General features: G+C 57.3%; 22 protein-coding genes. 19 read left to right on the top strand and 3 right to left on the bottom strand.

What is annotated here, in order from left to right; translation table 11 throughout:
• Positions 1-140: 140 nt before the first annotated feature.
• Positions 141-1,847, bottom strand: a complete 1,707-nt coding sequence (gene narQ, locus QQZ17_RS24560) for a nitrate/nitrite two-component system sensor histidine kinase NarQ (RefSeq protein WP_152403014.1) — start codon at positions 1,845-1,847, stop codon at positions 141-143.
• A 213-nt stretch (positions 1,848-2,060) separates the two neighbouring features.
• On the opposite strand from narQ, the gene aegA reads away from it, so the two are divergent.
• The 3 genes from aegA to QQZ17_RS24545 all read left to right on the top strand — a co-directional run bounded on the left by aegA (position 2,061) and on the right by QQZ17_RS24545 (position 5,837).
• On the top strand, positions 2,061-4,040 hold the full coding sequence (gene aegA, locus QQZ17_RS24555; RefSeq protein WP_152403016.1) for a formate-dependent uric acid utilization protein AegA: 1,980 nt from the start codon (positions 2,061-2,063) through the stop codon (positions 4,038-4,040).
• A 55-nt stretch (positions 4,041-4,095) separates the two neighbouring features.
• A complete protein-coding gene (nudK, locus tag QQZ17_RS24550; protein WP_152403019.1) occupies positions 4,096-4,671 on the top strand; it encodes a GDP-mannose pyrophosphatase NudK in 576 nt (191 codons plus the stop codon).
• A gap of 125 nt (positions 4,672-4,796) precedes the next feature.
• Positions 4,797-5,837 carry a DUF1176 domain-containing protein gene (locus tag QQZ17_RS24545; RefSeq protein ID WP_152403021.1) on the top strand — a complete coding sequence of 347 codons (1,041 nt, stop codon included), beginning with the start codon at positions 4,797-4,799 and terminating at the stop codon, positions 5,835-5,837.
• Between the two features lie 113 nt (positions 5,838-5,950).
• Here QQZ17_RS24545 and tkt read toward each other — a convergent pair whose 3' ends face one another.
• Together tkt and tal are read right to left on the bottom strand one after the other, a co-directional pair.
• On the bottom strand, positions 5,951-7,945 hold the full coding sequence (tkt, locus tag QQZ17_RS24540; protein ID WP_152403023.1) for a transketolase: 1,995 nt from the start codon (positions 7,943-7,945) through the stop codon (positions 5,951-5,953).
• 20 nt (positions 7,946-7,965) lie between these two features.
• Positions 7,966-8,916: a transaldolase gene (tal, locus tag QQZ17_RS24535; RefSeq protein ID WP_152403025.1), complete on the bottom strand. Its 951-nt coding sequence runs from the start codon at positions 8,914-8,916 to the stop codon at positions 7,966-7,968.
• Positions 8,917-9,190: 274 nt separating this feature from the next.
• Here tal and maeB point away from each other — a divergent pair, with 274 nt between their 5' ends.
• From maeB to eutL, 16 genes are all read left to right on the top strand, one after another.
• The gene (maeB, locus tag QQZ17_RS24530) at positions 9,191-11,470 is read left to right on the top strand and encodes an NADP-dependent oxaloacetate-decarboxylating malate dehydrogenase (protein ID WP_152403027.1); all 2,280 of its coding nucleotides are present in this window, start codon (positions 9,191-9,193) and stop codon (positions 11,468-11,470) included.
• Positions 11,471-11,629: 159 nt separating this feature from the next.
• Positions 11,630-11,965, top strand: coding sequence for an ethanolamine utilization microcompartment protein EutS (gene eutS, locus QQZ17_RS24525; protein ID WP_042317647.1), 336 nt, complete (start codon positions 11,630-11,632; stop codon positions 11,963-11,965).
• 13 nt (positions 11,966-11,978) lie between these two features.
• Complete coding sequence (gene eutP / locus QQZ17_RS24520; protein WP_152403029.1) at positions 11,979-12,458, top strand: ethanolamine utilization acetate kinase EutP; 480 nt, start codon at positions 11,979-11,981, stop codon at positions 12,456-12,458.
• The gene (gene eutQ / locus QQZ17_RS24515) at positions 12,436-13,128 is read left to right on the top strand and encodes an ethanolamine utilization acetate kinase EutQ (RefSeq protein WP_152403032.1); all 693 of its coding nucleotides are present in this window, start codon (positions 12,436-12,438) and stop codon (positions 13,126-13,128) included. Before eutP ends, eutQ begins: the two co-directional genes overlap by 23 nt.
• A complete protein-coding gene (eutT, locus tag QQZ17_RS24510; RefSeq protein WP_152403034.1) occupies positions 13,125-13,928 on the top strand; it encodes an ethanolamine utilization cob(I)yrinic acid a,c-diamide adenosyltransferase EutT in 804 nt (267 codons plus the stop codon). Before eutQ ends, eutT begins: the two co-directional genes overlap by 4 nt.
• Positions 13,925-14,941, top strand: coding sequence for a phosphate acetyltransferase (pta, locus tag QQZ17_RS24505; protein ID WP_152403036.1), 1,017 nt, complete (start codon positions 13,925-13,927; stop codon positions 14,939-14,941). Before eutT ends, pta begins: the two co-directional genes overlap by 4 nt.
• Before the next feature lie 36 nt (positions 14,942-14,977).
• Positions 14,978-15,268, top strand: a complete 291-nt coding sequence (gene eutM / locus QQZ17_RS24500; RefSeq protein ID WP_000387720.1) for an ethanolamine utilization microcompartment protein EutM — start codon at positions 14,978-14,980, stop codon at positions 15,266-15,268.
• A gap of 76 nt (positions 15,269-15,344) precedes the next feature.
• A complete protein-coding gene (eutN, locus tag QQZ17_RS24495; protein ID WP_042317652.1) occupies positions 15,345-15,632 on the top strand; it encodes an ethanolamine utilization microcompartment protein EutN in 288 nt (95 codons plus the stop codon).
• An 11-nt stretch (positions 15,633-15,643) separates the two neighbouring features.
• A complete protein-coding gene (locus QQZ17_RS24490) occupies positions 15,644-17,047 on the top strand; it encodes an aldehyde dehydrogenase family protein (RefSeq protein WP_152403038.1) in 1,404 nt (467 codons plus the stop codon).
• Positions 17,048-17,076: 29 nt separating this feature from the next.
• Positions 17,077-17,916, top strand: coding sequence for an ethanolamine utilization protein EutJ (gene eutJ, locus QQZ17_RS24485; RefSeq protein WP_152403040.1), 840 nt, complete (start codon positions 17,077-17,079; stop codon positions 17,914-17,916).
• Positions 17,906-19,093 carry an ethanolamine utilization ethanol dehydrogenase EutG gene (eutG, locus tag QQZ17_RS24480; RefSeq protein WP_152403042.1) on the top strand — a complete coding sequence of 396 codons (1,188 nt, stop codon included), beginning with the start codon at positions 17,906-17,908 and terminating at the stop codon, positions 19,091-19,093. Before eutJ ends, eutG begins: the two co-directional genes overlap by 11 nt.
• 123 nt (positions 19,094-19,216) lie before the next feature.
• Complete coding sequence (gene eutH, locus QQZ17_RS24475) at positions 19,217-20,443, top strand: ethanolamine utilization protein EutH (RefSeq protein WP_152403044.1); 1,227 nt, start codon at positions 19,217-19,219, stop codon at positions 20,441-20,443.
• A complete protein-coding gene (eutA, locus tag QQZ17_RS24470) occupies positions 20,440-21,843 on the top strand; it encodes an ethanolamine ammonia-lyase reactivating factor EutA (protein WP_152403047.1) in 1,404 nt (467 codons plus the stop codon). The genes eutH and eutA overlap by 4 nt, the downstream gene beginning before the upstream one ends.
• A gap of 11 nt (positions 21,844-21,854) precedes the next feature.
• On the top strand, positions 21,855-23,216 hold the full coding sequence (gene eutB, locus QQZ17_RS24465; RefSeq protein ID WP_152403049.1) for an ethanolamine ammonia-lyase subunit alpha: 1,362 nt from the start codon (positions 21,855-21,857) through the stop codon (positions 23,214-23,216).
• 20 nt (positions 23,217-23,236) lie between these two features.
• On the top strand, positions 23,237-24,133 hold the full coding sequence (eutC, locus tag QQZ17_RS24460) for an ethanolamine ammonia-lyase subunit EutC (protein WP_152403051.1): 897 nt from the start codon (positions 23,237-23,239) through the stop codon (positions 24,131-24,133).
• Positions 24,134-24,142: 9 nt separating this feature from the next.
• Complete coding sequence (gene eutL / locus QQZ17_RS24455; protein ID WP_046484833.1) at positions 24,143-24,802, top strand: ethanolamine utilization microcompartment protein EutL; 660 nt, start codon at positions 24,143-24,145, stop codon at positions 24,800-24,802.
• Positions 24,803-24,811 lie beyond the last annotated feature (9 nt).

Genomic DNA, 24,811 nt, shown 5'->3' with positions numbered 1-24,811 from the left:
TCTTTATAGGTATGACTTGCTTCACTGTAGCGGGAAGGTACGAGCCAAACGTGGAGAAAAAAAGGAGATAATGTAAATTATCATGCCTGATTACAGCGTTTGTCAGCTTCCCGCACGCTCACGTCCGGTTTTGTGCGAATTTATGTCAGATGACTCGCGTCCTCTTCTGATTCCGTCGAGCGAAAGCTAATGCTCACTAACGTCCCGCCGCCGGAAGGCTGCGAGAAACTTAATGTACCGCCAAGACGTTCCGCACGCTCGCGCATAATGTTCAGGCCATAATGCCCCGCTGGTTCGTTAGGCTCGCCGATGCCCACTCCGTTATCACGGATATACACCGTGTGATTACCATCAGGTGCCGTCACACAGCTGACGGCAATCTCACTGGCATTGGCGTGCTTCATCGCGTTGAGCACCGCTTCACGGATAATCTGCAATAAATGGACCTGCATCTGCGCGTCGAGAGCCAGCGTCGGCAGGCGGCAGTCCAGAGAGAGTTTAGCAGCGGTCTGTCCCTGCAGCGCTTCGAGCATCTCATGCAGGGCAGAAGGTAAATCAGCCTGCTGTAACGTCAGGCGGAAGGTGGTCAGCAGTTCTCGCAACTGACGATAGGCATCGTTCAGCGCCCGCGAGAAATCATCCATAATGGCCTGCGCCGGGGCGTTATCTTCCGGAATGGCGCGTTTGAGCAGCGTCAACTGAATGCGCAGATACGAGAGCACCTGCGCCAGCGAATCATGCAGCTCGCGGGCAATGGTGGCGCGTTCCTCCATCAGCAACAGTTGCTGGAAGTGTTTCTGCGCGTGGTTGAAGTACAGGCCGCGGCCCAGCATTGTCGATACGCTATTTAACAGCGGGATCGCGCTGGCGACATGCTGACTTTGCCAGTGCAGCTCGCCGTAGACCGTCTCCTGCATGGTTACCGGCAGGATTTGCATGGGCAGGTTGGTCTGTTTTTCGCCCTCGCTGATGCGCCAGTTTTCACCGACGGTAAGTTCGAGGAATTGCGCCGCTTCGTTATCACGGACAATCTGCAAAATATGACGGAAGCAGTGCACATCAATCTGACTGGTATTCAGCGCCTGAGAGCACTGGTACAGCACTTCCAGACGACGTTTGGCTTCATGGAGATCGTGGGTCTTTTCTTCGACCGTTGCTTCCAGCGAGCGATACAGCTTGTGCAGTTCGCTCGACATCTGATTAAAGGTTTTCGCCAGCAGCCCCAGTTCATTGGGGAGGTGCGTGTCCAGCGGCGGTGAGTCAAACTGACCGTGTTCAATGCGCTGACTGGCCATTACCAACTGAGTAAGCGGGCGCACAACCTGATGACGAATACGTCGCAGGGTGAAGAAGACGAGGGTAAAGATCCCGAAACCGCCCGCCAGCGAGATCCCCACCACCAGCATCACTTTGCGTTCGGCATAGTGTTGCAATGCCAGCACGAAGAGATCGATCTTATCGACGTAGGCGTTAATGTTGTCCTGATACCACTGCAGGTCGCCATCGATCAGGCGGTTGTTCATTTCCAGCCAGTTGGCATGCAGCTGCGCGTAGCGTCCTTTCACCGCCTGAGGCACATACCAGGCATTCAAATTGTTTAATGCCGGTGAGTTTAATGCCTGCTGAAAGAGTTGACGATGGGCGTTTAACTGTGGGCTTTGGCTTTGCAGATCGTACCCCAGACGATAGCTCTGCATGCGCAAAGACCCCGCCACGTTAATGGCCTCGGCATCCCGCAAGCTGCTTGCCAGCGTCAGTAGCGCAACGCCGGTCGAGAGAATCGAGAGCAGGACAATGTAAAAAAAGGCCCGGGCCAGACTGGCCGAGACAGGGCGTTTGACGATCACACGCGTAATTTCCTTTAAAAGTGCTTACGGCGAAAAATCTCTCGCAGATCTGAAACGTAATTTCACCTGGGCTGAAATAAATTGATCTGCCACAGGTTCTGTAGAAATAGTTGCGCTTCCTGGGCAAATGAACATTGCCGACGTGTGGTCAGTCGGTTAATAACAACACTTATATAAAGAATAAGGTTTTTACAACCAAAAAAGAAGGTCGCCATGAACCGTTTTATTATGGCCAACAGCCAACAGTGCCTGGGATGCCATGCCTGTGAAGTGGCTTGTGTCTTGGCCCACAATGAAGAGCAACATGTCCTTAGCCAACGTCACTACCAGCCCCGGATCACTGTCATCAAGCATCAGCATCAGCGGAGTGCGGTGACCTGCCACCATTGCGAAGATGCTCCTTGCGCCCGCAGTTGTCCGAATGGGGCGATAAGCCACGTCAACGACAGCGTGCAGGTTAATCAGCAAAAGTGTATCGGCTGTAAATCCTGCGTAGTGGCCTGTCCGTTTGGCACGATGCAGATAGTCCTGACGCCCGTCGCTAAAGATCAGGTCAAAGCGACGGCGCATAAATGCGACCTCTGTCTGGGGCGGGAAAATGGACCGGCCTGTGTGGAGAACTGTCCTGCTGACGCGCTGCAACTGGTGACGGAAGGGACGTTAACCCGACTGGCAAAAGCGCGACGTTTACGTACAGCCCGGCAGGAGAATCAGCCCTGGCATGCGGATGCGACGGCGACGGCCTCCCCCGGGATGAGCAAAATTGAGCAAATGCACGCGACGCCTGCGCGCGGTGAGCCGGATAAACTGGCTATCGACGCGCGAAAAGTCAGCTTTGACGAAATCTATCTGCCCTTTCGTACGGCTCAGGCGGAACAGGAGGCCTCTCGCTGCCTGAAGTGCGGTGAGCACAGCATTTGCGAATGGACCTGCCCGCTGCATAACCACATCCCCCAGTGGATTGAACTGGTGAAAGCCGGGAATATTGATGCGGCGGTAGAGCTGTCTCACCAGACGAACTGCTTGCCGGAAATTACCGGGCGCGTCTGTCCGCAGGATCGACTGTGCGAAGGGGCCTGTACGGTGCGCGACGAGCATGGCGCGGTGACGATCGGTAACATTGAACGCTACATCTCTGACCGCGCGTTGGGTAAAGGCTGGCGCCCGGATCTGAGCCATGTCCAGAAGGTTGATAAGCGCGTGGCGATTATTGGTGCTGGCCCGGCAGGGCTTGCCTGCGCGGACGTGCTGGCCCGTCACGGCGTCAGCGCCACCGTTTTTGACCGCCACCCGGAAATCGGCGGGCTGCTGACCTTTGGCATCCCGGCCTTCAAACTGGATAAATCACTGCTGGCGCGCCGTCGGGAAATCTTCAGCGCAATGGGGATCCATTTTGAGCTGAACTGCGAAGTGGGCAGAGACGTGAAAATGGAGGCGTTGCTGGAAGATTACGACGCCGTGTTTGTCGGCGTAGGAACCTACCGTTCGATGAAGGCTGACCTGCCCAATGAGGATGCACCGGGCGTCTACGACGCGCTGCCGTTCCTGATTGCCAATACCAAACAGGTGATGGGGCTGGACGAACATCCAGAAGAACCGTACATCGACACCGCCGGACTCAACGTGGTGGTGCTGGGCGGCGGTGATACGGCGATGGACTGCGTGCGTACCGCGCTGCGTCATGGCGCAAGTCAGGTAACCTGCGCCTATCGCCGCGATGAAGCCAACATGCCGGGTTCGAAAAAAGAGGTGAAAAACGCGCGCGAAGAAGGGGCCAACTTCGAGTTCAACGTGCAACCGGTCGATCTGGAACTGAGCGCGGACGGACGCGTTTGCGGCATTCGTTTCCTGCGTACGCAATTAGGTGAGCCGGATTCCCAGGGACGCCGCCGTCCGGTGCCGATCGCAGGCAGCGAGTTTGTGATGCCGGCAGACGCCGTAATCATGGCGTTTGGTTTCCATCCGCACGGGATGCCGTGGCTGGAGACCCACGGTGTCCAGGTGGATAGCTGGGGACGCATCGCGGCAAACGTCGAGAGCGCGTACCGGTATCAGACCAGTAACCCGAAGATCTTTGCCGGTGGCGATGCGGTTCGCGGCGCCGACCTGGTGGTTACGGCAATGGCGGAAGGACGTCATGCCGCGCAGGGCATCATCGACTGGCTGGGCATTAATTCGGTGAAATCTCACTAACCAAAACCGGCTTCACGGCGTAGTATGATTTCTCTTCTTACGCTGTGGAGCCGGTATGTCGCAAAAAATCACCCTCGTTAAAGACAAAGTCCTTTCTGATAATTATTTCATCCTGCGCAATATCACTTACGATCTCACCCGCTCGAACGGCGAGGTCATTCGCCACAAACGCGAAGTGTACGATCGCGGCAATGGGGCAACGATTCTGCTGTATAACGCAGAGAAAAAGACCGTCGTGCTGATTCGTCAATTCCGCGTAGCGACATGGGTGAACGGTAACGAAAGCGGGCAGTTGATTGAAACCTGCGCCGGATTACTGGACAACGATGAACCCGAAGCCTGCATTCGCAAAGAGGCCATTGAAGAGACGGGCTATGAAGTGGGCGAGGTGCGTAAGCTCTTTGAGCTGTACATGTCCCCCGGCGGCGTGACGGAGCTGATTCACTTCTTTATTGCCGAATACAGCGAAAGTCAGCGCGCCAGTGCAGGTGGCGGCGTTGAAGATGAAGATATTGCCGTGCTGGAACTGCCGTTTACCCAGGCACTGGAGATGATTAAAACCGGTGAGATACGAGACGGTAAGACCGTGTTATTGCTCAACTATTTGCAATCCTCTCATTTAATGGATTGATAAATAAGGTTTATATTTCTTTACGAATTATTGAATCTATCCGACAAATCCGATTGAGCATGGTGAACAGCACAACGAAGATACGACCTGTGTTGTTCGTTTGACTTCTGGGGTTATTACCGTCCATGCGCTATCGCGTTATTTTCCTTTTCCTGCTCGGTCTGATTCCGGCCCGCTTGCTGTGGGCCGCGCCCGCGCAACAGGCCTTTTCTGACTGGCAGGTAACCTGTAATAACCAGAATTTTTGCGTCGCGCGTAACACCGGGGAACACGGCGGGCTGGTGATGACCCTGAGTCGCAGCGCCGGGGCGCATACCGATGCTGTCCTGCGCCTCGATCTTGGCGGATTGACCGCGCCGTCCAATGAAGCGGACATTGCGCCCCGTCTGTTGCTGGACGGCAAACCGCTGGCGCTGAGCCCGGAACACTGGCGAATAACGTCGTGGCACCTGATGACGGACGACACGACAACCATTGCAGAATTTCTGGCGACGATTCAGGACGGGAAGGCAATCACCCTGCAAAAGGGCAATCAGATAATTTCGCTGGCTGGGCTGAAAGCCGCGCTGTTGTTCATCGACGCGCAGCAAAAGCGGGTAGGCAGTGAAACGGCGTGGATTGAGAAAGGTAACGATCCACCGCTCAGCGTTCCGCCCGCCCCGGCGCTGAAAGGCGTGGCCGTCGTTAACCCGACGCCAACACCGCTCTCCCTCGACGAACGCAACGACCTTCTTGATTACGGCAACTGGCGAATGAACGGCATCAAGTGTTCACTCGATCCTTCACGCCGCGAGGTACGGGTGACCGCCCTTACTGATGACAAAGCCTTGCTGATGATTGCCTGTGAAGCCGGGGCGTATAACACTATCGATCTGGCGTGGATCGTGTCGCGTAAAAAACCGCTGGCCTCACACGCCGTGCGGCTGCGTTTACCGTTCAACAGCGGTGCGGAAAGCAATGACATGGAGTTGATGAACGCCATGTTTGATGAGAAGTCGCGCGAACTGGTCACTCTGGCAAAGGGGCGGGGATTAACGGATTGTGGCATCCAGACGCGCTGGCGTTTTGACGGCCAGCGTTTTCGTCTGGTGCGTTATGCCGAAGAGCCGAGCTGTGATGGCTGGCATGGGCCAGATGCCTGGCCCACGCTATGGATCACGCGTTGATTTTCTGTCGGATGGCGACTGCGTCTTATCCGACCTACAGATAGCTTTTCGTAGGCCGGATAAGACGCGTTAGCGTCGTCATCCGGCGTTGCATACATCCGGCGTTGCATACATCAGGCGTTCAAAACCTTGTGTGCTTTCTCGACAATGTTCTCAACCGTAAAGCCGAAGTAAGGGAACAGCTTCTCTGCCGGCGCAGATTCACCGTAACCGGTCATTCCGACAATCGCCCCTTTTAAGCCCACATATTTGTACCAGTAATCGGCGATACCGGCTTCAACCGCGACGCGCGCGCTGACGTTGGACGGCAGAACCGACTCGCGGTATGCCTCGTCCTGGGCATCGAAAATATCCGTTGAGGGCAGGGAAACCACGCGAACATTGCGCCCTTCACCGGTGAGTTTCTCTGCGGCCAGCAGGGTTATCTCCATTTCCGAACCGGTGGCTATCAGGATGATATCCGGCTTACCGCCGCCATCTTTGAGCACATAACCGCCGCGGGCGATCGCGTTCACCTGCTCCGGCGTGCGTTCAACCTGTGCCAGGTTCTGTCGTGACAGGATCAGCGCCGTTGGGCCATCATGACGCTCGACGGCCAGCTTCCAGCCCACCGCCGCTTCAACCTGATCGCACGGTCGCCAGGTGCTGAAATTGGGTGTCAGACGCAGGCTGGCCAGTTGTTCCACCGCCTGGTGCGTCGGGCCATCTTCCCCCAGGCCGATAGAGTCATGGGTATACACCATAATCTGCCGCGCCTTCATCAGCGCCGCCATGCGCGCCGCATTGCGCGCATATTCGACGAACATCAGGAAGGTGGCGGTATAGGGCACGAATCCACCGTGATGGGCGATGCCATTAGCGATGGCAGTCATGCCAAATTCACGCACGCCATAGTGAATGTAATTGCCTGCAAGATCTTCTTTCAGTGAGGTCGAACCTTTCCAGATTGTCAGGTTACTCGGCGCAAGGTCCGCCGAACCGCCTAACAGTTCTGGCAGGAGCGGACCGTAGACGTTGAGGGCATTTTGCGATGCCTTGCGGGTGGCGATTTTGGCAGGATTCGCCTGAAGTTCGTTGATGTATTTCTGCGTGGTCTTTTCCCACGCCGCTGGCAGACCGCCGGTCATGCGGCGCGTGAACTCGGCGGCCAGCTCCGGATGCGCTTTCTGATAAGCGGCGAATTTTTCATTCCAGTGCTGCTGCGCTTTCTCGCCTTTTTCACGGGCGTCCCAGGCGCGATAAATCTCTTTTGGGATCTCAAACGCCGGGTGGTGCCAGCCCAGTTTCTGTCGCGTCAGCGCCACTTCCTCTTCGCCCAGCGCCGCGCCGTGGGATTCCTCTTTGCCCGCTTTGTTCGGCGAGCCAAAGCCAATCACCGTCCGGCAGATAATCAGCGAGGGTTTGTCCTTCACGCTCTGCGCTTCCTGAATCGCTTTCTTCACCGCTTGCGGGTCATGACCGTCGATGTCGTGGACGACGTGCCAGTGGTAGGCCTCAAAGCGTTTGCCTGTGTCATCGGTAAACCAGCCGTCGGTTTCACCATCAATGGAGATACCGTTGCTATCGTAAAAGCCGATCAGCTTGCCCAGTCCCAGCGTTCCCGCCAGCGAGCAGACCTCATGCGAAATGCCTTCCATCAGGCAGCCGTCGCCCATAAACACATACGTGAAATGATCGACAATCTCGTGACCCGGCTGGTTGAACTGCGCCGCCAGCGTGCGTTCGGCAATGGCTAAACCGACGGCGTTCGCCAGCCCCTGACCCAGTGGCCCGGTCGTGGTTTCCACCCCCGGCGTATAGCCGATTTCCGGGTGCCCCGGCGTTCTGGAATGTAACTGGCGGAAGTTTTTCAGCTCTTCAATCGGCAGATCGTAACCTGTCAGGTGCAGCAGGCTGTAGAGCAGCATTGAGGCATGACCGTTAGAGAGAATAAAACGGTCGCGATCGTACCAGCTCGGATCGGTCGGGTTGTGGCGGAGGAAGTCGTTCCACAGGACTTCGGCGATATCCGCCATTCCCATCGGCGCACCGGGGTGGCCGGAATTGGCTTTCTGAACAGCGTCCATACTGAGCGCACGAATGGCATTAGCAAGGTCTTTACGGGACATAGAACACTCCGTGGCAAGATTTAGAGTTTGGCTGCAAGCAGGTCTTCCAGTTTGCGTTGGTCAACGGCGAACAGACGGATACCGTCAGAGAGTTTCTCGACCGCCATCGCATCCTGGTTATGCTCCCAGCGGAATTCGGCTTCACTCATGGGGGCGGGGCGATGGAAGGTTTGTGAAGACGGCACCAGCTTGCGCTCGACCGGTTCTTCTTTTTCCTGCAGTTCTTTCAGGAGATTGGGGGCGATCGTCAGGCGATCGCAGCCGGCCAGCGCGAGGATCTGTTCAGTGCGGCGGAAACTGGCACCCATGACAATCGTCTCATAGCGATGCTGTTTGAAGTAATCGTAGATGTTGCGCACTGATTTCACGCCCGGATCTTCCTCTACAACGTACGGATCCATGGGGCTGCGCGCCTGATACCAGTCATAAATACGCCCAACAAACGGGGAGATCAAAAAGACGCCCGCTTCGGCGCAGGCGCGGGCCTGGGCAAAGGAAAACAGCAGCGTCAGGTTGCAGTTAATTCCCTCTTTCTCCAGTGTTTGCGCGGCGCGAATGCCTTCCCAGGTGGAAGCCAGCTTAATCAGAATGCGGGATTTATCGATTCCCTGCTGCTGGTACAAATCCACCAGATGGCGGGCCTTTTCGATGCTCTTTTGTTGATCGAAGGAGAGGCGGGCATCCACTTCGGTCGACACCCGGCCCGGAATACTTTTAAGAATTTCCGCACCAAAATTCACCGCCAGTTTGTCACAGGCTTCGACAACCTGCTGTTCCTGGGTTTTCCCCTGTTTCTTCCCCCACTGGATAGCATCGTCAATCAGATGTGCGTAATGCGCCAGTCCGGCAGCCTTCAGCAGCAGGGAGGGATTGGTGGTGGCATCCTGGGGTTGGTAATGACGAATAGACTCAATATCACCGCTATCGGCCACGACAGTGGTGAATTGTTTGATGCCGTCTAACTGGTTCATAGGAAATACTCCTTGAAAAGTAACGTGTTAGGTGAGTGCTTAACATCACACTTCTGAGAGATTCATGAGGTGCACCACAAAAAAGCATAGCAGACAGGCATGGTAATGCTGGCTCAGAGAGGTAACATGGTTGTTATGAGTTGATTACGAAATCTTTATTTAAGTCGTGATAGTTTGGGGACCTTCAAAGTTTGCGTCCCGCAGTGCGGTGATAATGTGCGACGCACCTGGCTGCGCGTGACTTTTTTGAACGATACGTGAAAGGAACAACAAGATGGATGACCAGTTAAAGCAAAGCGCCCTTGATTTCCATGAATTCCCGGTACCTGGTAAAATCCAGGTTTCCCCGACGAAGCCCCTTGCCACGCAGCGCGATCTGGCGCTGGCCTACTCGCCGGGCGTCGCAGCGCCGTGTCTTGAAATCGAAAAAGACCCGCTGGCTGCGTATAAATACACCGCGCGTGGCAACCTTGTTGCCGTTATCTCTAACGGGACGGCGGTGCTGGGCTTAGGCAATATTGGCGCGCTGGCCGGTAAACCGGTCATGGAAGGCAAAGGCGTTCTGTTTAAGAAATTCGCCGGTATTGATGTGTTCGATATCGAAGTCGATGAACTCGACCCGGACAAATTTATTAACGTCGTTGCCGCGCTGGAACCGACGTTCGGCGGGATCAATCTGGAAGACATCAAAGCGCCAGAGTGTTTCTACATCGAGCAGAAACTGCGCGAACGGATGAATATTCCGGTGTTCCATGACGATCAGCACGGCACTGCGATCATCAGTACCGCCGCCATTCTTAACGGCCTGCGGGTAGTTGAAAAAAATATCTCCGACGTGCGGATGGTGGTATCCGGCGCGGGGGCGGCGGCGATCGCCTGCATGAACCTGCTGGTGGCGTTGGGGATGCAGAAGCACAACATCGTGGTCTGTGACTCCAAAGGCGTCATCTACAAAGGTCGCGAGCCGAATATGGCCGAAACCAAAGCGGCCTACGCGGTAGAAGATGACGGCAAACGGACGCTGGATGACGTTATCGACGGTGCGGACATTTTCCTCGGTTGTTCAGGTCCGAAAGTGCTGACCCAGGAGATGGTCAAAAAGATGGCCCGCGCGCCGATGATTCTGGCGCTGGCTAACCCGGAACCGGAAATCCTGCCGCCGTTGGCAAAAGAGGTGCGTCCGGACGCCATCATCTGTACGGGTCGTTCCGACTACCCGAACCAGGTCAACAACGTCCTGTGCTTCCCGTTCATCTTCCGTGGCGCGCTGGACGTCGGCGCGACGGCGATCAACGAAGAAATGAAGCTGGCTGCGGTCCATGCGATTGCCGAACTGGCGCATGCCGAGCAGAGCGAAGTGGTGGCCTCGGCCTATGGTGACCAGGATCTGAGCTTCGGCCCGGAATACATCATTCCAAAACCGTTCGACCCGCGCCTGATTGTCAAAATCGCGCCCGCAGTTGCCAAAGCGGCGATGGATTCCGGCGTGGCGATGCGCCCGATTGCTGACTTTGACGCTTACATCGACAAGCTGACGGAGTTTGTCTACAAAACCAATCTGTTCATGAAACCTATCTTCTCGCAGGCGCGTAAAGCACCGAAACGCGTCGTGCTGCCGGAAGGGGAAGAGGCGCGCGTCCTGCACGCCACGCAGGAGCTGATCACGCTGGGTCTGGCGAAGCCGATCCTGATTGGTCGCCCAAGCGTGATCGAAATGCGCATTCAGAAACTGGGTCTGCAGATCAAAGCGGGCGTCGATTTTGAGATCGTCAATAATGAATCCGATCCGCGCTTTAAAGAGTACTGGAGCGAGTACTACCAGATCATGAAGCGTCGTGGCATTACCCAGGAGCAGGCGCAGCGTGCGGTGATCGCCAACACCACGGTGATTGGCGCGATCATGGTACAGCGCGGCGAAGCGGATGCGATGATCTGCGGCACCATTGGCGACTACCATGAACACTTCAGCGTGGTGAAAGAGGTGTTTGGCTACCGTGAAGGCGTCCATACCGCCGGGGCGATGAACGCCCTGCTGCTGCCAAGTGGTAACACCTTTATTGCCGATACCTACGTCAATGACGATCCTGAGCCGGAAGAACTGGCAGAAATCGCCGTGATGGCGGCGGAAACCGTGCGTCGGTTTGGTATCGAACCGAAAGTGGCGTTGCTGTCGCACTCTAACTTTGGTTCATCTAACTGCCCGTCTGCCGGCAAAATGCGTGCCGCGCTGGAGATTATCAAAGCACGTGCGCCTGACCTGATGATTGACGGTGAAATGCATGGCGATGCCGCGCTGGTGGAAAGCATCCGTAACGATCGGATGCCGGACAGTCCGCTGAAAGGGTCGGCCAATATTCTGGTGATGCCAAATATGGAAGCCGCACGCATTAGTTATAATTTGCTGCGCGTCTCCAGTTCAGAAGGTGTTACGGTTGGCCCAGTCCTGATGGGCGTGGCAAAACCGGTTCATGTATTAACGCCGATTGCCTCTGTTCGTCGAATCGTGAATATGGTGGCACTGGCGGTCGTTGAGGCACAAACACAACCGCTGTAATTTCACTTTAATTAATTCCGGCGCGGGTTTCTCCCGCGCCTTTTTATTTTCCCATTCTTAGTGATCCATCTCACCTTTTAAATCTCTTTGCCGAATTTTGTTATTTACCCTGACAAAAAATTGCCACGATAAGCCCTGTCTTAACACAGGCGGTGAGCAATGGATAAAGAACGCATTATTCAGGAATTTGTGCCGGGCAAACAGGTCACGCTGGCGCATCTCATTGCGCATCCTGGTGAAGAACTGGCGAAAAAGATCGGCGTTCCCGAAGCAGGTGCCATCGGCATTATGACCCTGACGCCGGGAGAAACCGCAATGATTGCCGGCGATCTGGCGATGAAGGCTGCCGACGTACACATCGGTTTTCTCGACAGATTCAGCGGCGCATTGGTTATCTACGGCTCGGTTGGCGCAGTAGAAGAGGCCTTATTGCAAACGGTCAGTGGGCTGGGGCGTTTATTAAATTTCACACTCTGCGACCTGACAAAAAGCTAATTCTGAGGTGCTTATGAAACGTATTGCGTTTGTTGGCACTGTCGGTGCGGGAAAAACAACGCTTTTTAATGCGTTACAGGGGAATTATACCCTCGCCAGAAAAACGCAGGCCGTGGAATTTAATGAAAATGGCGATATCGATACTCCTGGGGAATATTTCAGTCACCCCCGTTGGTATCACGCCTTAATTACCACGCTGCAGGACGTTGATACGTTGATTTATGTCCATGCAGCCAATGACAAAGAAAGTCGCTTACCTGCCGGGCTGTTAGATATCGGCGCCAGTAAACGACAAATCGCCGTGATCAGCAAAACGGATATGCCAGATGCTGACGTGATCGCAACGCGGGAATTACTGCGCGGAATTGGGTTTCAGGAGCCGATTTTCGAACTCAATAGCCATGACCCGCAAAGCGTGCAGCACCTGGTGGATTATCTGACTGAGCTCAGCCAAAAGGAGGAAGGGGCAGGTGAAAAAACTTATCACAGCTAACGATATACGTGCGGCGCACGCACGGGGCGAACAGGAAATGTCGGTGGTGCTGCGCGCCAGCATCATCACCCCGGAAGCCCGTGAAGTCGCGGAGCTACTGGGCATCACGATTGTGGAGTGCGAGGGTGCCGCCCCGACGGCAACGCGTTGCGCGGACGAGGCTAAATCTGAAACGCAGCGCATTCGCGAAACCATCATCGCGCAACTGCCGGAAGGGCAGTTTACCGAGAGTCTGGTCTCGCAGTTGATGGATAAAGTGCTGAAGGAAAAACAGTCGCTGGAGCAGGGCGGGATGCAACCGGGTTTTCATTCGGTGACCGGCAAAGGCGGTATCAAAGTGATCGACGGCAGCAGCGTTAAGTTTGGCCGCTTCGACGGTGCGCAGCCGCACTGCGTCGGCCTGACCGATCTCGTCACCGAGCAGGATGGCAGCAGCATGGCCGCCGGGTTCATGCAGTGGGATAACGCCTTTTTCCCGTGGACGCTGAACTACGACGAAATCGACATGGTGCTCGACGGTGAACTGCATGTGCGCCATGAAGGCGAAACGATGATCGCCAAAGCCGGGGACGTCATGTTTATCCCGAAAGGCTCAAGCATTGAATTTGGCACGCCGACGACCGTGCGCTTTCTGTACGTTGCGTGGCCTGCGAACTGGCAATCGGTATGAAAGATTTCATCACCGAAGCATGGCTCAGAGCGAACCATACGCTCAGCGAAGGGGCGGAAATCCATCTCCCTGCTGACGCTCGCCTGACGCCCTCTGCTCGCGAACTGTTGGAAGGCCGTCATTTGCGCATCAAGTTTCTGGATGAGCAGGGCAGTCTGTTTGTCGACGACGAGCAACAGCAGCCGCAACCGGTGCACGGGTTAACCAGCAGCGATACGCATCCACAGGCCTGCTGTGAACTGTGTCGCCAGCCGGTGGCGAAAAAGCCCGATACGCTGACCCACCTGACAGCGGACAAAATGGTCGCCAAAAGCGACCCGCGTCTGGGCTTTCGCGCCGCGCTGGACAGCACCATCGCGCTGGCGGTGTGGCTGCAAATTGAACTGGCGGAACCGTGGCAGCCGTGGCTGGCGGACATCCGTTCACGGTTGGGCAACATTATGCGCGCCGATGCCATGGATGAACCGCTGGCGGCACAGTCTATCGTTGGGTTGAACGAAGATGAGCTGCACCGCCTTTCCCATCAACCGTTGCGCTATCTGGATCACGATCATCTGGTACCCGAAGCCAGTCATGGTCGCGAGTCCGCGTTGCTGAACCTGCTGCGAACCAAAGTCCGCGAGACGGAAACGATCGCCGCCCAGGTCTTCATCACCCGCGGTTTTGATGTCCTGCGTCCGGATATTTTGCAGGCGCTGAACCGGCTCTCCAGCGCGGTCTACGTGATGATGATTCTGTGTGTCACCAAACGTCCACTCACCGTCAGCCAGATTCAACAGCGACTGGGAGGTGAACAATGATCATTGAACGCGCCCGTGAACGGGCTCAGCAATCCCCGGCTCGGGTGGTCTTCCCGGATGCGTTAGACGAACGGGTGCTGAAAGCCGCGCACTACCTGCAACAGCACGGTCTGGCGCACCCCATTCTGGTGGCCAGTCCGTTTGCGCTGCGCCAGTTCGCGCTCACACATCGGGTCGCGCTGGACGGTATTCAGGTTATTGACCCACACAGCAACCTGGCGATGCGTGAAGCGTTCGCTCAGCGCTGGCTCGCCCGGTCCGGGGAGAAAACGCCGCCGGATGCCCTTGAAAAGCTCAATGACCCGCTGATGTTTGCCGCGGCGATGGTCAGCGCGGGCCAGGCGGATGTCTGTATCGCTGGCAACCTCTCTTCCACGGCCAATGTGCTGCGCGCGGGCTTACGCATTATCGGCCTACAGCCGGGGTGTAAAACGCTGTCGTCTCTCTTCCTGATGCTGCCGCAGTACGTCGGACCGGCGTTAGGATTTGCTGATTGCAGCGTGGTGCCGCAGCCGACGGCAGCGCAACTGGCGGATATCGCGATCGCCAGCGCTGACACCTGGCGCGGCATCACTGGCGAGGAGCCGCGCGTGGCGATGTTGTCGTTCTCCAGTCAGGGCAGCGCGCGTCACCCGTGTGTGGCTAACGTACAGCAGGCAACGGAGATCGTTCGTGAACGCGCGCCTGAACTACTGGTGGATGGCGAACTGCAGTTTGACGCCGCTTTTGTACCGGAGGTCGCCGCGCAAAAAGCACCTGCCAGTCCGCTACGGGGTAACGCCAACGTGATGGTTTTCCCATCACTGGAGGCGGGCAATATTGGCTACAAAATCGCCCAGCGTCTGGGCGGATATCGTGCTGTCGGGCCGCTGATTCAAGGGCTTGCCGCACCGCTTCATGACCTCTCGCGAGGCTGTAGCGTACAGGAAATTATCGAACTGGCGTTGGTGGCAGCCGTGCCGCGCCAGACTGACGTGAGTCGCGAACGTGACTCACAAACCCTGGTTGTATAAATGGTCCCGTTCTGGACCCCATGAGAGGAAAACATAATGGAAGCTTTAGGAATGATTGAAACCCGGGGCCTGGTTGCACTGATTGAGGCCTCTGATGCGATGGTAAAAGCCGCACGCGTGAAGCTGGTTGGTGTGAAACAGATTGGTGGCGGTCTGGTGACTGCGATGGTTCGTGGCGATGTTGCGGCCTGCAAAGCGGCAACGGATGCTGGTGCTGCCGCCGCGCAGCGTATCGGCGAACTGGTCTCCGTTCACGTGATCCCGCGTCCGCATGGCGATCTGGAAGAAGTGTTCCCGATCAGCTTCAAAGGCGACAGCAACATCTAAGCATGACTGGGGCCGGATGGCGCTGCGCTTATCCGGCCTACAGGACAGCAGCAAAACTTAACCCACGGAGGCGGGTATGAAACTGGCAGTCGTCACAGGACAAATCGTTTGTACCGTACGCCATCAGGGACTGGCACACGACAAATTGTTGATGGTGGAGATGATCGATGCCCAGGGAAATCCCGACGGGCAGTGCGCCGTCGCCATTGACAGCATCGGGGCGGGAACCGGGGAGTGGGTGCTGCTGGTTAGCGGTAGTTCTGCTCGCCAGGCGCATCGCAGCGAAGCGTCCCCTGTCGATCTGTGCGTGATTGGTATCGTCGACGAAGTGGTGGCTGGCGGTCAGGTGATATTCCACAAATAGGACTGAACATCATGAATCAACAGGATATTGAACAGGTGGTGAAAGCGGTACTGCTGAAAATGAAAGACAGCAGCCAGCCGGCGACCGCCGTTCATGAAATGGGCGTCTTTGCCTCCCTGGATGATGCGGTGGCGGCAGCAAAAGTCGCTCAGCAGGGGCTGAAGAGCGTGGCGATGCGTCAGCTTGCCATTGCGGCTCTACGTGAAGCAGGCGAAAAGCACGCCAAAGAATTAGCGGAACTTGCCGTCGCAGAAACCGGCATGGGACGCGTTGACGATAAATTTGCCAAAAACGTGGCGCAGGCGCGCGGTACACCGGGCGTGGAGTGTTTATCGCCACAGGTATTGACCGGCGATAACGGCCTGACGCTGATCGAAAATGCGCCGTGGGGCGTTGTCGCGTCGGTGACGCCATCCACAAACCCGGCGGCAACGGTGATTAACAACGCCATTAGCCTGATTGCGGCGGGAAATAGCGTCGTGTTTGCTCCCCACCCCGCGGCGAAAGGGGTTTCACAACGTGCGATTACGCTGCTTAACCAGGCGGTGGTTGCAGCGGGTGGCCCGGAAAATTTACTGGTGACCGTTGCGAATCCGGATATTGAAACCGCGCAGCGGCTGTTTAAGTACCCAGGCATTGGCCTGCTGGTCGTGACCGGCGGTGAAGCGGTGGTCGACGCCGCGCGCAAACACACTAATAAACGTCTGATTGCCGCCGGTGCCGGTAACCCGCCGGTCGTCGTCGATGAAACCGCAGATCTGGCACGGGCTGCGCAATCCATCGTCAAAGGCGCGTCGTTTGATAACAACATCATTTGTGCTGATGAGAAGGTGCTGATTGTTGTCGACAGCGTAGCGGATGAGTTGATGCGCCTGATGGAAGGTCAGCAGGCGGTGAAACTGAGCGCCGCGCAGGCCGAACAGCTCCAGCCGGTACTGCTGAAAAATATCGATGAACGCGGCAAAGGTACCGTCAGCCGTGATTGGGTCGGACGCGATGCGACCAAAATCGCCGCCGCTATTGGTCTGCACGTCCCGGATCAAACCCGACTGCTGTTTGTTGAAACGCCTGCCACGCATCCCTTTGCCGTCACTGAACTGATGATGCCGGTTCTGCCGGTGGTACGGGTGGCAAATGTCGACGAGGCTATCGCGCTGGCGGTGCAACTGGAAGGCGGCTGTCACCATACCGCCGCGATGCACTCGCGCAACATCGACAACATGAACCAGATGGCAAACGCCATTGATACCAGCATCTTCGTCAAGAACGGGCCGTGCATTGCCGGACTGGGGCTGGGCGGTGAAGGCTGGACCACCATGACCATCACCACGCCAACCGGGGAAGGGGTGACCAGTGCGCGCACGTTTGTGCGTCTGCGTCGCTGTGTTTTGGTGGATGCGTTTCGCATCGTTTAAGTGCCTCAGGCCAACGGAGAGAAAGAGAGATGGCGCACGACGAAGAAAGTTGGCTCACCCCAAGACTGCAAAAAGCAGCCGACCTGTGTAATCAGGCGCCTGCAACGAGCGATTCCCCACTGTGGCTGGGCGTTGACCTGGGCACCTGTGATGTGGTGTCGATGGTTGTCGACGGCGACGGACAGCCGGTTGCGGTGTGTCTTGACTGGGCTGACGTCGTGCGCGACGGCATCGTCTGGGATTTCTTTGGGGCGGTCACCATCGTGCGTCGCCATCTCGATACGCTCGAACAGCAACTCGGCAGTCGGTTTACCCACGCGGCGACCTCGTTTCCGCCGGGCACCGACCCGCGCATCTCCATCAACGTGCTGGAGTCTGCCGGGCTGGAAGTCAGTCATGTGCTGGATGAACCGACCGCCGTTGCCGACCTGCTGCAACTGGATAACGCCGGCGTCGTGGATATCGGTGGCGGCACGACCGGGATCGCCATCGTTAAGCGGGGCAAGGTGGCGTACTCGGCGGATGAAGCGACGGGCGGTCACCATATTTCTCTGACTCTGGCCGGAAATCGTCGTATCCCACTGGAAGACGCCGAGCAGGTCAAGCGCAGCAACGCGCAGGATATCTGGCCGGTGGTGAAACCGGTCTACGAAAAAATGGCGGAGATCGTTGCCCGTCATATCGAAGGACAAGGAATAGCCGATTTATGGCTGGCGGGCGGCTCTTGTATGCAGCCGGGCGTGGAGGCGTTGTTTCGCCAGCGCTTCCCGGCACTCCAGGTGCATCTGCCCCGGCACAGCCTGTTTATGACACCGCTGGCGATCGCAAACAGCGGGAGAGAGAAAGCGGAGGGAATCTATGCAAGCTGAATTGCAGACGGCGCTCTTTCAGGCATTCGATACCCTGAATCTGCAACGCGTGAAAACGTTCAGCGTACCGCCGGTCACGCTGTGCGGGCTCGGGGCGCTCAGTTCCTGCGGACAAGAAGCGCAATCACGAGGCTTAAGCCATCTGTTCGTGATGGTCGACAGTTTCCTGCATCAGGCGGGAATGACCGCGTCGTTAGAGCGCAGTCTGGCGATGAAAGGCGTGGCGATGACGGTCTGGCCGTGTCCGATGGGCGAGCCATGCATCACCGACGTCTGCGCGGCGGTAGCCCAACTGCGTGAGTCAAAATGCGACGGCGTCGTCGCCTTTGGCGGTGGTTCGGTGCTGGATGCGGCAAAAGCGGTCGCGCTGCTGGTAACCAATCCGAATCAGACGCTGGCGGAGATGACGGAATACAGCGCGTTACGTCCTCGTCTGCCGCTGATTGCCGTGCCGACGACGGCCGGAACCGGATCGGAAACCACCAACGTGACGGTGATTATCGACGCGGCGACGGGACGCAAGCAGGTACTGGCGCATGCGACGCTGATGCCGGACGTGGCGATCCTCGACGCCGCGCTGACCGAAGGGGTACCACCTCATGTGACGGCAATGACCGGGATTGACGCGCTGACGCATGCGGTTGAGGCTTACAGCGCGCTGAATGCGTCACCGTTCACCGACAGCCTGGCGATTGGCGCGATTGCGATGATCGGCAAATCGCTGCCGAAGGCGGTGGGCTACGGTCACGACCTCGCGGCGCGGGAGAGCATGCTGCTTGCCTCCTGCATGGCGGGGATGGCGTTTTCCAGCGCCGGACTGGGACTGTGCCATGCGATGGCGCATCAACCGGGCGCGACATTACACATTCCGCACGGCCAGGCGAACGCCATGCTGTTGCCGACGGTGATGGGCTTTAACCGCATGGTATGTCGGGAACGCTTCAGCCATATCGGGCGGGCGCTGACCAATAAGAAATCAGACGATCGCGATGCGATCAATGCGGTCAGTGAACTGATTGCTGAAGTGGGCCAGAACAAACGGCTCGCCGACGTCGGCGCAAAACCAGAACACTACAGCGCCTGGGCGCAAGCCGCGCTGGAGGATATTTGTATTCGCAGTAACCCACGCACCGCTACGCAGAGCGACATTATCGATTTGTACGCGGCGGCACAATAAAAGCATACCAGGACGTAGGCCGGATAAGGCGTTCGCGCCGCCATCCGGCAAAACGCGGCATCATTGCCTGATGGCGCTGCGCTTATCAGGCCTACGAAGACCCTGGCAAATGGAGACAAGGGTATGGGAATTAACGAAATCATCATGTACATCATGATGTTCTTTATGCTGATTGCCGCCGTTGACAGGATCCTGTCACAGTTCGGCGGGTCAGCGCGCTTCCTTGGAAAGTTCGGCAAAAGCATCGAGGGATCCGGCGGTCAGTTCGAAGAAGGGTTTATGGCGATGGGCGCCCTGGGGCTGGCGATGGTCGGTATGACCGCGCTGGCACCGGTGTTAGCTAAATTGCTCGGGCCAGTGATTATTCCGCTGTATGAAATGCTGGGCGCAAACCCGTCCATGTTCGCCGGCACGCTGTTGGCGTGCGATATGGGCGGCTTCTTCCTCGCCAAAGAACTGGCGGGTGGCGATATCGCGGCGTGGCTCTACTCCGGGCTGATTCTGGGGGCAATGATGGGACCAACCATCGTCTTCTCTATCCCCGTTGCGCTGGGCATTATTGAACCGTCTGACCGCCGTTATCTGGCGCTTGGCGTGCTGGCAGGCATTGTCACCATACCTATCGGCTGTATCGCCGGCGGTCTGGTCGCGATGTACTCGGGGGTTGAGATCAACGGGCAGCCCGTCGAGTTCACCTTCGCGCTGATCCTGATGAACATGATCCCGGTGATCATCGTCGCCGTGCTGGTGGCGCTGGGGCTGAAGTTCATCCCGGAAAAAATGATCAGCGGCTTCCAGATCTTCGCGAAATTCCTTGTTGCGCTGATCACCATTGGCCTCGCGGCGGCAGTCATCAAGTTCCTGCTGGGTTGGGAACTGATCCCCGGTCTTGACCCGATCTTCATGGCGCCTGGCGACACTCCCGGTGAAGTGATGCGCGCTATTGAAGTCATCGGTTCCATCTCCTGCGTGCTGCTCGGGGCGTATCCGATGGTGCTGTTGCTGACCCGCTGGTTTGAAAAACCGCTGATGCGCGTCGGCAGCCTGCTGAAAATCAACAATATGGCGGCAGGTGGCATGGTCGCGACGCTGGCAAACAACATCCCGATGTTCGGCATGATGAAGCAGATGGATACCCGCGGCAAAGTGATCAACTGTGCTTTCGCCGTCTCTGCGGCCTTCGCGTTGGGTGACCACTTAGGCTTCGCGGCTGCCAACATGAACGCCATGATCTTCCCAATGATTGTCGGCAAATTGATTGGCGGTGTGACGGCGATTGGCGTGGCCATGATGCTGGTGCCAAAAGATGAAAACGTTCCGGCAGAAACGGAAGCGGAGGCGCAATCGTGAACACCCGCCAGCTACTGAGCGTCGGTATCGATATCGGCACCACGACCACTCAGGTGATCTTCTCGCGCCTGGAATTGGTTAACCGTGCGGCAGTGTCGCAGGTGCCCCGTTACGAATTTATTAAACGCGACATTAGCTGGCAAAGCCCGGTCTTCTTTACTCCCGTCGATAAGCAGGGCGGGTTACGGGAGGACGAACTAAAAGCGCTGATCCTTGCACAGTATCAGGCGGCGGGGATCGCCCCGGAATCGGTTGATTCAGGCGCGATCATCATCACCGGCGAGAGTGCGAAAACCCGCAACGCGCGTCCGGCGGTGATGACGCTCTCTCAGTCGCTCGGTGACTTTGTGGTCGCCAGCGCCGGACCGCATCTGGAATCAGTGATTGCCGGTCACGGCGCCGGGGCGCAGACCCTGTCTGAGCAGCGGATGTGCCGGGTACTGAATATTGACATCGGCGGTGGCACCTCGAATTACGCCCTGTTCGATGCCGGAAAGGTAAGCGGTACCGCCTGCCTGAACGTTGGCGGACGTCTGCTGGAAACCGACGGTCAAGGGCGCGTCGTGCATGCCCATCAGCCCGGACAGCAGATTGTCGACGAGGTGTTCGGTACCGGTACCGACGCCCGTTTGTTGACCGTCTCGCAGTTAGGGCAGGTTGCGCAGCGGATGGCGAGTCTGATCGTGGAAGTGATCGACGGTACGTTGTCGCCGCTGGCGCAAGCGCTGATGCAAACCGGGTTACTGCCGACGGGCGCGAAGCCGGAGGTTATCACCCTGTCCGGCGGCGTGGGGGAGTGCTATCGCAACCTTCCTGCCGACCCGTTCTGTTTTTCTGATATTGGGCCGCTGTTGGCGACGGCGCTGCATGAGCACCCGCGTTTGCGCGAAATGAACGTGCAGTTCCCGGCGCAAACCGTGCGCGCCACGGTGATTGGCGCGGGGGCGCACACGCTTTCGCTCTCCGGCAGCACCATCTGGCTGGAAGGGGTTCAACTGCCGCTGCGCAATCTGCCGGTGGCGATCCCGGTGGATGACGCCGATCTGGTGAACGCGTGGCAACAGGCGTTGATACAGCTCGATCTGGATCCACAGACTGACGCATACGTACTGGCGCTTCCCGCCTCGTTGCCGGTGCGTTATGCCGCATTACTCACGGTCATCGACGCGCTGCTCGCGTTTATCGCGCGTTATCCGAATCCGCATCCCCTGCTGGTGGTGGCCGAGCAGGACTTTGGTAAAGCGCTGGGCATGCTGTTGCGCCCACAGTTACAGCAACTCCCGCTGGCGGTCATTGACGAAGTGATTGTCCGGGCGGGCGACTATATCGACATTGGTACGCCTTTATTTGGCGGATCGGTTGTGCCGGTGACGGTGAAATCACTCGCATTTCCTTCCTGAGGGAACGACTTATGAAACTAAAGACTACATTGTTCGGCAATGTTTATCAGTTTAAGGATGTAAAAGAGGTGCTGGCAAAAGCCAACGAACTGCGTTCGGGGGATGTGCTGGCTGGCGTCGCGGCGCAAAGCTCGCAGGAGCGCGTGGCGGCGAAACAGGTGTTGTCGGAAATGACGGTGGCGGATATTCGCAACAACCCGGTGATTTCCTATGAAGAGGACTGCGTCACGCGTCTGATTCAGGACGACGTCAACGAAACGGCTTATAACCGCATTAAGCACTGGAGCATCAGCGAGCTGCGTGAGCACGTGCTGAGCGATGAAACCTCGGTTGATGATATTGCCTTTACGCGTAAAGGGTTGACCTCGGAAGTGGTCGCGGCGGTGGCGAAGATCTGTTCTAACGCCGATCTGATCTACGGCGGCAAGAAAATGCCGGTTATCAAAAAGGCCAACACCACGATCGGTATTCCGGGCACCTTTAGCTGTCGTCTACAGCCGAACGATACCCGTGACGATGTGCAGAGTATTGCCGCACAAATCTACGAAGGACTCTCTTTCGGTGCCGGCGATGCGGTGATTGGCGTCAACCCGGTGACCGATGACGTGGAGAACCTAAGCCGCGTACTTGACACGGTTTATGGGGTGATCGACAAGTTCAACATCCCGACCCAGGGCTGCGTGCTGGCACACGTCACTACGCAGATTGAAGCTATTCGTCGCGGCGCGCCGGGCGGACTGATCTTCCAGAGTATCTGCGGCAGCGAAAAAGGCTTAAAAGAGTTCGGCGTGGAACTGGCAATGCTGGACGAAGCGCGTGCGGTGGGGGCGGAGTTTAACCGCATCGCCGGGGAAAACTGCCTGTACTTCGAAACCGGACAGGGCTCGGCGCTCTCCGCCGGGGCGAACTTCGGCGCGGACCAGGTGACGATGGAAGCCCGTAACTACGGTCTGGCGCGCCACTACGATCCGTTCCTGGTAAACACCGTGGTGGGCTTTATCGGGCCAGAGTATCTCTACAATGACCGGCAGATCATTCGTGCCGGCCTGGAAGACCACTTTATGGGCAAGCTGAGCGGCATCTCGATGGGCTGTGACTGCTGCTACACCAACCATGCCGATGCCGATCAGAACCTCAACGAAAACCTGATGATTCTGCTCGCCACTGCGGGCTGTAACTACATCATGGGTATGCCGCTTGGCGACGACATCATGCTCAACTACCAGACCACCGCTTTCCACGATACCGCGACCGTACGCCAGTTGCTGAATCTGCGCCCGTCGCCGGAATTTGAACGCTGGCTGGAAACAATGGGCATTATGGCAAATGGTCGCCTGACCAAACGGGCGGGCGATCCGTCACTGTTCTTCTGATGACGCGGGGATGACAAACAATGGATCAAAAACAGATTGAAGAAATTGTACGCAGCGTGATGGCGTCAATGGGACAGACCGAGCCGCAGACCGCCGCCCCGTCGCCGCAGTCCTGCAGCCAGTCACAGTGCGCGGCACCGTCCAGCGCAGAAAGCTGTGCGCTGGATCTGGGCTCCGCAGAAGCGAAAGCGTGGATTGGCGTGGAGAATCCGCACCGTGCCGAAGTGCTGACTGAACTGCGGCGCAGTACTGCGGCGCGCGTCTGCACCGGCCGTGCCGGTCCGCGTCCGCGCACTCAGGCGCTGCTGCGCTTTCTTGCCGACCACTCGCGCTCGAAAGACACCGTACTGAAAGAGGTGCCGGAAGAGTGGGTGAAAGCCCAGGGACTGCTGGAAGTGCGTTCGGAAATCAGCGATAAAAATCTCTACCTGACGCGCCCGGATATGGGTCGCCGACTGAGCCAGGAAGCCATTGACGCGCTGAAATCGCAGTGCGTCGCGAACCCGGATGTCCAGGTCGTGGTGTCTGACGGTCTGTCTACCGATGCGATCACCGCGAACTATGAAGAGATCCTGCCACCGCTGCTGTCCGGTCTGAAGCAGGCCGGGCTCAAGGTCGGGACACCGTTCTTTGTTCGCTATGGCCGCGTGAAGATTGAAGACCAGATCGGCGAAATCCTCGGCGCGAAGGTGGTGATTCTGCTGGTCGGTGAACGTCCGGGGCTGGGGCAATCAGAAAGTCTCTCCTGCTATGCGGTCTATTCACCGAAAGTGGCGACCACCGTTGAGGCCGACCGTACCTGTATTTCCAACATCCACCAGGGCGGCACGCCGCCGGTAGAAGCGGCCGCCGTGATCGTGGATTTGGCCAAACGTATGCTGGAGCAGAAAGCGTCCGGCATCAACATGACCCGTTAAGGAGGCATCATGCCAGCATTAGATTTGATTCGACCCTCGGTCAGCGCGATGCGCGTGATTGCTTCCGTGAACGACGGGTTTGCGCGCGAACTTAAATTACCGCCGCATATACGTAGCCTCGGTCTCATCACGGCAGATTCTGATGACGTCACGTATATTGCCGCAGACGAAGCGACGAAACAGGCGATGGTCGAAGTGGTGTATGGCCGTTCGCTGTACGCCGGGGCGGCTCACGGGCCGTCACCGACGGCTGGTGAAGTATTGATCATGTTGGGGGGACCGAACCCGGCGGAAGTGCGCGCCGGTCTGGATGCGATGGTCGCCCATATTGAAGGCGGCGCGGCGTTCCAGTGGGCGAATGATGCAGAAAACACGGCGTTTCTGGCGCACGTGGTCTCGCGCACCGGTTCTTATCTCTCGTCAACGGCAGGCATTGCGCTGGGCGATCCGCTGGCTTATCTGGTGGCACCGCCGCTGGAAGCGACGTATGGCATTGATGCGGCGATGAAATCTGCCGATGTACAACTGGTGACCTACGTGCCGCCACCGTCGGAAACCAACTACTCGGCGGCATTTTTGACCGGCAGCCAGGCTGCCTGTAAAGCCGCCTGCAATGCCTTTGCCGATGCGGTTCTGGATATCGCCCGTAACCCTGTTCAGCGCGCGTAACGGAGGTCA

The sequence above is a fragment of the Citrobacter sp. T1.2D-1 genome, assembly GCF_950098555.1.
Lineage (GTDB): Bacteria > Pseudomonadota > Gammaproteobacteria > Enterobacterales > Enterobacteriaceae > Citrobacter_A > Citrobacter_A telavivensis.
The sequence above is the reverse complement of the archived record's forward strand: the minus strand, read 5'-3'. Positions and strand labels throughout refer to the sequence as shown.

Excerpts from the sequence above, each read along its gene's own strand:
- aegA (WP_152403016.1), top strand. The coding sequence starts at position 2,061 with ATGAACCGTTTTATTATGGCCAACAGCCAACAGTGCCTGGGATGCCAT.
- nudK (WP_152403019.1), top strand. The coding sequence starts at position 4,096 with ATGTCGCAAAAAATCACCCTCGTTAAAGACAAAGTCCTTTCTGATAAT.
- QQZ17_RS24545 (WP_152403021.1), top strand. The coding sequence starts at position 4,797 with ATGCGCTATCGCGTTATTTTCCTTTTCCTGCTCGGTCTGATTCCGGCC.
- tkt (WP_152403023.1), bottom strand. The coding sequence starts at position 7,945 with ATGTCCCGTAAAGACCTTGCTAATGCCATTCGTGCGCTCAGTATGGAC.
- tal (WP_152403025.1), bottom strand. The coding sequence starts at position 8,916 with ATGAACCAGTTAGACGGCATCAAACAATTCACCACTGTCGTGGCCGAT.
- maeB (WP_152403027.1), top strand. The coding sequence starts at position 9,191 with ATGGATGACCAGTTAAAGCAAAGCGCCCTTGATTTCCATGAATTCCCG.
- eutS (WP_042317647.1), top strand. The coding sequence starts at position 11,630 with ATGGATAAAGAACGCATTATTCAGGAATTTGTGCCGGGCAAACAGGTC.
- eutP (WP_152403029.1), top strand. The coding sequence starts at position 11,979 with ATGAAACGTATTGCGTTTGTTGGCACTGTCGGTGCGGGAAAAACAACG.
- eutT (WP_152403034.1), top strand. The coding sequence starts at position 13,125 with ATGAAAGATTTCATCACCGAAGCATGGCTCAGAGCGAACCATACGCTC.
- pta (WP_152403036.1), top strand. The coding sequence starts at position 13,925 with ATGATCATTGAACGCGCCCGTGAACGGGCTCAGCAATCCCCGGCTCGG.
- eutM (WP_000387720.1), top strand. The coding sequence starts at position 14,978 with ATGGAAGCTTTAGGAATGATTGAAACCCGGGGCCTGGTTGCACTGATT.
- eutN (WP_042317652.1), top strand. The coding sequence starts at position 15,345 with ATGAAACTGGCAGTCGTCACAGGACAAATCGTTTGTACCGTACGCCAT.
- QQZ17_RS24490 (WP_152403038.1), top strand. The coding sequence starts at position 15,644 with ATGAATCAACAGGATATTGAACAGGTGGTGAAAGCGGTACTGCTGAAA.
- eutJ (WP_152403040.1), top strand. The coding sequence starts at position 17,077 with ATGGCGCACGACGAAGAAAGTTGGCTCACCCCAAGACTGCAAAAAGCA.
- eutG (WP_152403042.1), top strand. The coding sequence starts at position 17,906 with ATGCAAGCTGAATTGCAGACGGCGCTCTTTCAGGCATTCGATACCCTG.
- eutH (WP_152403044.1), top strand. The coding sequence starts at position 19,217 with ATGGGAATTAACGAAATCATCATGTACATCATGATGTTCTTTATGCTG.
- eutB (WP_152403049.1), top strand. The coding sequence starts at position 21,855 with ATGAAACTAAAGACTACATTGTTCGGCAATGTTTATCAGTTTAAGGAT.
- eutC (WP_152403051.1), top strand. The coding sequence starts at position 23,237 with ATGGATCAAAAACAGATTGAAGAAATTGTACGCAGCGTGATGGCGTCA.
- eutL (WP_046484833.1), top strand. The coding sequence starts at position 24,143 with ATGCCAGCATTAGATTTGATTCGACCCTCGGTCAGCGCGATGCGCGTG.